The following is a 7,322-nucleotide window of genomic DNA, read 5'->3' on the forward strand; positions in this document are numbered from 1 at the left end:
TCCGAACATGTGCTCCAGGATTATCAGACGACGCGCCTCTCCCTGAAGGACCATCCGATGCGGTTCCTTCGGGCGCGCTATGAGAGCTACGGGCTGAAATCCACTGCCGAGGCGAGCGCCCTGCGCAATGGGGCGCGCGTGCGCACGGCCGGTGTGGTGCTTGTCCGCCAGAGGCCGGGCTCAGCCAGCGGGGTCTATTTCGTCACGATCGAGGATGAAACCGGCATCGCCAATCTCGTCGTCTGGCCGCGCATTGGTGAGATCTACCGCCCGGCGCTGATGGGCGCGCGCATCCTGCTGGTGAACGGACGGGTGCAGACCGGCGACAATGTCACCCATATCGTCGCTAACCAGCTGATTGATCTCACCAGCGATCTCCAGCTTCTCTCCGAAGATGTCCAGAGCGACCCGCTGAGGCATGCCATCGCGCGCGCGGACGAGGTTCGTCGCCCGATCCCGGAGCGCAAGGGCCCGCCGGCGCGCGCCTCCGGGCGCCATCCAAGAGATGTGCGCGTCATCCCCGCCAGCCGCGATTTTCACTAGCCGGTCAGTAGCCTGACGTATCGCTCGACAGGCTGTTCGTGCTGACCAAGGGCTGGGTCATCGCCGAAACACTGAACCTGACCGATAGCAGGCATGGGCCGCAAGGCTCGCCGGCGAATAAGGTTCGGCCGGCGCGCCAGGGCAATATGGCCAGATCAATAAGCGTCAGGGCTTCCTGTCCCAGTAGCGGAGTTTGGCGAGCGCAGAGACAAAATCGCCGAGATCTGCCTCGCCTTCAATCTCGAAACACCCCTCATCCAGATCGCTTTCGACGCCGGCCTTCTTGAACAGCGGCATCGCGCCCGGCGTGTAGGCAATGAACTTCTTGTGCGCCAGGGCATCTGTCACGAAGTCGCGGGCAGGGGGCATGGCGGCGAGCGTTTTAGCACCCTCTTCGGCGAGGATGATGGCCACCGCATCGAACAGGACGGACGGGCCGCCATCGATCTTCTCGTCGGCTTCCTGCATCTTGCCGTCGGTGAGCTTTGCCCCGCCGACATGAGGCGCGACGATGGTCACGATGGCGCCTTCTTCCTTGAGTTTCGCCTGTACCGCATCGACCAGACCGGCATCGCTGCCTTCGGCAATCAGCAGGCCGAGCTTGCGGCCGGCGAAACTGTCAGGGCCGTTCTTGATGATGCTCAGCGCATCGGAAACCGGCAGGTCCGTAATCGGCTTGCGGGCCGGCTCGGCTGGCTCTGGAAGGTCCATGTTCAGACCTTCGGCGACAGATGAGGCGAGGTCTTTATCCACGTTCAGCAGGTGAGAGAGGACGCGCAGGCGCACCCGTTCTTCCTGGCACTTGCTGAGCTCGAAGGTGAGCGCACTGGCGATATGCATCTGCTCTGTCTCTGTCTGGCTGACATAGAACTGGCGCGCCTGGCTGTAATGGTCGGCGAAGGTTTCCGAGCGGGCGGCAATCTTGGTGCCGCTGACCTCTTCGGGATAATGGACATAGCCCTTTTCAGGGTCCTCGCGCGGCCCGCCTTCTTCGGGGCCCCAGCTGTTGGGTTCGTAATTGGCGCGGCCTTGCGGATTGCGCATCGCCATGTGGCCGTCCTGCTGGAAATTATGAACCGGGCAGCGCGGCGCATTGATCGGGATATGGGTGAAGTTCGGCCCGCCAAGGCGTTTCAGCTGCGTATCGAGATAGGAAAAGTTGCGGCCCTGGAGAAGCGGATCATTGGAAAACGCGATGCCGGGGACGACATTATTGGTGCAGAAGGCGACCTGTTCGGTCTCTGCAAAGAAATTGTCGACCACCTTGTCGAGCACCATCCGTCCGATAATCCGTACAGGGACGAGTTCTTCCGGGATGATCTTGGTCGCATCGAGCACGTCGAAATCGAAGCTCTCGGCAAAGTCTTCATCAAACAGCTGAACGCCGAGTTCCCATTCAGGATAATCGCCCATCTGGATCGCGTCCCAGAGGTCGCGGCGGTGGAAGTCCGGATCGGCGCCATTGACCTTCAGCGCCTCATTCCAGACCACGGATTGCAGGCCCTGTTTCGGCTTCCAGTGGAACTTCACAAATGTGGATTTTCCGGCCTCATCGATCAGGCGGAACGTATGCACGCCAAACCCTTCCATGAAGCGGAAGGAGCGCGGGATCGTCCTGTCGGACATGATCCACATCACCATGTTCATGGCTTCGGGCGACAGGGAAATGAAGTCCCAGAAATTGTCGTGCGCCGTCTGGGCCTGCGGAAAGCCGCGATCAGGGGCAGGCTTTGCGGCGTGGATCAGGTCCGGAAACTTGATCGCGTCCTGGATGAAGAAGACCGGAATATTGTTGCCGACGAGATCCCAGTTGCCCTCATCGGTGTAGAATTTCACGGCAAATCCGCGCACGTCGCGGGCAAGATCGGGCGAGCCCTTATTGCCGGCCACGGTCGAGAATCTGAGGAAGACCGGCGTCTTCTTGCCCTTCTCCTGAAACAAGCTGGCCTTGCTGACATCGCTCAGCGGATCGGTGCACTCGAAATAGCCATGGGCGCCGAACCCGCGCGCATGCACCACCCGCTCCGGGATGCGCTCATGGTCGAAATGGAACATTTTCTCGCGAAAATGGAAGTCATCCATCAGCATCGGCCCGCGCGGACCGGCTTTAAGGTGGTTCTGATCGTCCGAGACAGCAACGCCTTGCTGAGTGGTCAGTGTCTCCGTCTTTCCTCCAGCCGTCTGGTGCGGAGCGCCGCCCGCGTCGAGCTCGGGCATATCATCATTTTTCATGAAACAGATCCTTTCAGAGAGGACCTACTCTGCGAACGCCAAGGCGGTTCCCGGCCACGGAGACGATTGGCGCGTGGCGCGTCGCTAAAGCGCCGCAGCTTTAATCCTGATCAATGCCAGCTATGAATCAGCGAAAGGCGAGGGAACACACGCATCACGGGTGCAATTTCTTTTTCGGTCCAACAAAAATCGAATGGAGATGTGCAGATGTCCGATCCCAGGAATTTGTCGGAGCTTTATCTGGAAGAATTGCAAGACCTCTGGTCGGCCAATAGTCAGATGGCGAAGGTGACCGACGAGATGGCAGACGTGGTCAGCGATTCCAAGCTGAAACAGAAGCTGAAGGACTCGGTCGGTGGCATAAACAAGCATACCGAGACGCTGAAGGAGCTGATCAGCGAGGCTGGCGGCGAGAAGAAGCCGGAACACTGCAAGGGCATGGAAGGCCTGGTGGCCGAAGCCCGCAAGCATGCGATCGAAACCGACAGTGAAGGCGCTGTCAAAGACGTGGCCGCCATCGCCCAGTTCCAGCGCATGAGCCATTATGGCATTGCTGGCTTCGGGACCGCAAAGGCGTTCGCAGAAGCCCTTGGAAAGAAGGACGCCGCGATCAAGCTCGATGAAGCGACGGAAGAGATTTATGGCTGTGACGACTACATGTCGGAGCTGGCCGAGCGCAGCCGCAATCTGGAGGCTGTTGCAGGATGAAGCAGACTGCAGGCCCGGCCGGACATGTGGCAATTGGTATTCCGGTCCGAGACGAAGTGCAGCGGCTCCCGCGTTTGCTGGATGCGTTATCGCGGCAGAGCGAGGCTGGCGGCTTTATAGCCTGTTTTCTCCTCGACGGATGCAGGGATGAGAGCGAGGTGCTGCTTCGCTCACAGGCTGAAACGCTTCCTTTCCGGGTGAAGATTGCCAGCTTGCCGCGCTGCCGGCCGAATGCGGGCCGGGCGCGGCGGGCGGCGATGCAGCTCTGTCTGGAAGCCCTCGGCCATGCGCCAGGCTCCATCGTCCTGACGACGGATGCAGATTCCATCCCGCTTCCGGGCTGGGTGGAGGCCAACTGCGCTTCGCTTGCCTCGGTGGACGTCGTGGCTGGCTATATCGAGCGCAAGACACGCCATCCTGACAGTTGGCGCACCCAGCTGGAGGATTATCTCGCACGGCTGCATGATCTTCGTAGGGCCCTTGACCCGATCGAATACGATCCTCTGCCGAGCCATCCTTGCCTCGGGGCCGCCAGTCTCGGTTTCCGGACAGACGCGTATCGCGATCTTGGCGGATTTCCGGAGTATCCACACGGCGAGGACACAGCGATCGTCGCCAAAGCCAGGCGTGAGGGATACCGGGTCCGCCACGATCACAGTGTTCAGGTCATGACGTCCGGCCGCACGGAAGGGCGTGCGCCAGGCGGTCTGGCCGATGAGCTGAAAGCCCAGATATCCCAGATCCAGCCTCCTCTCGTGCCCAATCCGGTCGTGCTGTCGCGCCATTATGAAAAACAGGCGCTCGCCCGGCGCGCGTTCAACTGTGGTGAAACCCGGCGTACCCTGTCACGCCAGTTCGATCTCTGCCCCGACTATCTTGAGGATGTGTGCGGCCTGGTCCGCGGCAGTGATGCCTTCGTTGCTCATGTTGCGCCTGACAATGCCATCGACAGGGTCGAGGTGCTGCCTCTGCCGGAGGCCGAGCGCCAGCTTGCCCTGTTGCGTGTGAAGGCGCCTGAACGGGCCGTGGCATGATCCCGAGACCTGCAGAGCCAGCCGGCCCCGGCAGCCCGGCGGACCGCGCGGCCGACACGCTGGCTGGAAAGTTCAGCGCCTGGACAGGCGGGCTCGACCTGCACTCCACCGCACCAGACGATCGTATGGCGCTGCTGCGTGGTCTTTACCGGGCGGGCCGCCAGGATCTTGCTTTCGCGCGCTTGCTGGAAGGGCATGTCGATGCCATCCAGCTGCTCGGTCGGACCTCAGCCACAGAGACGGCCCGCGAGCGCACAGATGCCCTTGTCGCCTCGGGGGCGAGCTTCGGGGTCTGGAATGCAGACCTTCGCGATGCGCCGCTCTCGCTGAACGGGGACCAGCTGTTCGGCGGCAAGGCGTTTGCCAGTGGCGCGGGCCTCATCTCGCACGCTCTCGTCACGCTTCATGCGGGCGACAAGGAGAGGGTGCAGCTCCTGCTTATCGATCTGGCGGAACACCCGCCCGAGATCGACACGAGCTGGTGGAATGTCCTCGGCATGCAGGCCTCCGAAACGCATCTTGTGCGCTGGAAGGGCGCGGCGATCAGCGAAAACTGCAAGATTGGCGGGCCCGGCGATTATGAAACCGAGCCCTGGTTCAGTGGCGGTGCGCTCCGTTTTGTCGCTGCACAGGCGGGCGGCGTGGCGGCGATTTTCGATCATGCCAGGGACCATCTCGTACGCGCCGGCCGGGTAGAGGATCCGCATCAGGCGGCCCGGCTCGCCTCGCTCTATTCCTGCGCCCACCAGTGCGCGAGCGTGGTGCGTGACACCGCCTCGGCATGGCACGACAGTTCGATCGAGGAGAACCTCGCTCATGTGCGTCATGCCAGGCTGGTCGTGCTTGAACTTGGCGAGCGCGCCATCCTGCTCGCCCAGCAAAGCGTCGGTGTCCAGAGCCTGTTCAGGGACCATCCGCTATCAGCCGTGCTCAGCAATCTGATGGTGTATCTGCGCCAACCCGCGCCGGACGCCCAGAAGCACGCCGTCGGCCTCGCCGCAGCGGATGGCCGCCTCTCGCCCGATCTGTGAGACCTCTCAAGCTCGACGCTGTCAGGCGCGCGGTCATCGTGGCTCCGCATCCCGATGATGAAACCATCGGCGCGTTTGGTCTTGCCTGCCATTTGCGGCGCAGGGGCGCTGAGGTGCAGGTGATCATTGTCACTGATGGGGCCGCCTCTCATTCCAGCCAGCGCTGGCCGCCGCGCCGTCTCGCCGCTCGGCGCAGGGCCGAGACACGCTCTGCCATGCGCCGAGCGGGGATTGGTGCCGGCGCGATCCGCTTTCTGTCCTTCCCTGATAGCGGGCTTGAACACCTCTCACCCCAGGCCGAGAAGGCGCTGCGCCAGACCCTGTCGCGCGGGGCTCAGCCTGATCTTGTGATCCGCCCGGATTCCAGCGACTATCATGCCGACCACAAATGTGTGGCGCGCGCCTGCGATAAGGCCTGGCCGCGCGCGGTGAGGCAGCTGACCTATCTCGTCTGGCCGGACGCATCGAGCCGCGATTTTGCCCCGCGCACCCGCTACCGACTGCCCGGCAGCATCCGGCAGAGGAAAGTCGCTGCGATCCGGTCCTACCGGACGCAGACCGGTCTTGTGCGCGACGATCCAGACGGGTTCTGCATGGACCGGCCCCTGATCGCGCGGCTCTCAGGCCCAAACGAGTATTTCGGCGAAGCATGAGACGCGGCGCGATCAGCCTCGAGGGTTTCGAGCACAAATTCGCCGCCGACCCGGACCCGTGGCGGACCGGGTCATCCTCCTAGGAGCGGATGAACCGCACTCACCTGGCTCAAGCGGCCGGCCCCGGAAAGCATGGACGGGTGCTGGAAGTGGCGGCAGGGAACGGGTCGAACACACCGATGCTCGCGGCCCGCGCGCTGAGGCTGACAGTGACGGAAGGGACCCCTTCGGGCGCCGAACTGACACGACAGGCGATTGAAGGGATTGAGCGGACCAGCGTCCACCAGCTCGACCTCGCAGACCGCTTTCCCGGCGACCGGTATGATCTGATCGTTATTTCCGAAGTGCTCTATTACCTGCCGGATCGGAGTTTCCGCGCGCTCGCTTCTGAAGTGTCCAGAACATTGAGGCCGGCAGGCACGCTGGTGCTGGCGCACCATACGGTGTTTTTCGATGATGCCCTTAGAGATGGGCGCGGCGTCCACCGGCAGTTTCTCGGCGAGGTCGCTGCCGATCTGGCCTGCGCGTTCCGGCGCCGCACACGGCGCTATGTGATCGAGCGGCTTCGGCGGACAAGATAATCAGTATACGAACTTGTAATTATTTGGGCCCGAGGCGCAAAGACCCTTTGGTCTCGGCCAAGGTTTTTAGCCCTTGTTAAAGCGCAGCGCCTTCTTCCGCTCGCGCAGGATCCCGCCCGGAACAGATCGCCCCGCTTGCCGTTGTTAAAACGGTGAGCGGCGCGCGCTCACTTCAAGTGCACAAAAAAGATCCCGCCAATGACCGATGAAGAAGATCCCCACCGTGAGAGAGCGACCCTCGACGAGAAGGGTAAGCCCCGCACGAGCCGCGAAACAAATGAACAGATCGAGGCGCAGAAAAAGCTCCGCCACACCGGCCGGTTCCCGCCCGAGACGCCCGATAGGGATGATGATGTCGAGCACAGCCTCGAACGGGCAAGCTGGGACCGGTTGAAGGCCGGCAAACCGGCTTCCTCGACACCGGGCTGACCTGCTCTGGAACAGCTCGATACCATGTACATGACGTGAAGACCGATCCGGATCTCGCTGCGCCCTGCGCGCCTGAACGGACACCCCCCTTTTCCCGCCGGAGGCCCCATG

General features: G+C 62.3%; 8 protein-coding genes. 7 read left to right on the forward strand and 1 reads right to left on the reverse strand.

What is annotated here, in order from left to right:
- Positions 1-543, forward strand: a 543-nt coding sequence (locus WA989_RS15045; RefSeq protein ID WP_424341297.1) for an OB-fold nucleic acid binding domain-containing protein, incomplete at its 5' end; no start/stop codon positions are given.
- A 165-nt stretch (positions 544-708) separates the two neighbouring features.
- Here the strand turns inward: WA989_RS15045 and WA989_RS15050 are convergent.
- Positions 709-2,775, reverse strand: coding sequence for a catalase (locus WA989_RS15050; RefSeq protein ID WP_424341298.1), 2,067 nt, complete (start codon positions 2,773-2,775; stop codon positions 709-711).
- Positions 2,776-2,982: 207 nt separating this feature from the next.
- Here WA989_RS15050 and WA989_RS15055 point away from each other — a divergent pair, with 207 nt between their 5' ends.
- The 6 genes from WA989_RS15055 to WA989_RS15080 all read left to right on the forward strand — a co-directional run bounded on the left by WA989_RS15055 (position 2,983) and on the right by WA989_RS15080 (position 7,211).
- Positions 2,983-3,483, forward strand: coding sequence for a DUF892 family protein (locus WA989_RS15055; RefSeq protein ID WP_424341299.1), 501 nt, complete (start codon positions 2,983-2,985; stop codon positions 3,481-3,483).
- Positions 3,480-4,517: a glycosyltransferase gene (locus tag WA989_RS15060; protein ID WP_424341300.1), complete on the forward strand. Its 1,038-nt coding sequence runs from the start codon at positions 3,480-3,482 to the stop codon at positions 4,515-4,517. The genes WA989_RS15055 and WA989_RS15060 overlap by 4 nt, the downstream gene beginning before the upstream one ends.
- Entirely contained in the window at positions 4,514-5,548 is a 1,035-nt protein-coding gene (locus WA989_RS15065; RefSeq protein WP_424341301.1) for an acyl-CoA dehydrogenase, read from the forward strand. The genes WA989_RS15060 and WA989_RS15065 overlap by 4 nt, the downstream gene beginning before the upstream one ends.
- 38 nt (positions 5,549-5,586) lie before the next feature.
- Entirely contained in the window at positions 5,587-6,201 is a 615-nt protein-coding gene (locus WA989_RS15070; protein WP_424341302.1) for a PIG-L deacetylase family protein, read from the forward strand.
- An 89-nt stretch (positions 6,202-6,290) separates the two neighbouring features.
- Positions 6,291-6,782: a class I SAM-dependent methyltransferase gene (locus WA989_RS15075; RefSeq protein WP_424341303.1), complete on the forward strand. Its 492-nt coding sequence runs from the start codon at positions 6,291-6,293 to the stop codon at positions 6,780-6,782.
- A gap of 198 nt (positions 6,783-6,980) precedes the next feature.
- Positions 6,981-7,211 carry a hypothetical protein gene (locus WA989_RS15080; protein ID WP_424341304.1) on the forward strand — a complete coding sequence of 77 codons (231 nt, stop codon included), beginning with the start codon at positions 6,981-6,983 and terminating at the stop codon, positions 7,209-7,211.
- Positions 7,212-7,322 lie beyond the last annotated feature (111 nt).

The organism is Henriciella sp. (assembly GCF_049649345.1).
Classification (GTDB): Bacteria; Pseudomonadota; Alphaproteobacteria; order Caulobacterales; family Hyphomonadaceae; genus Henriciella.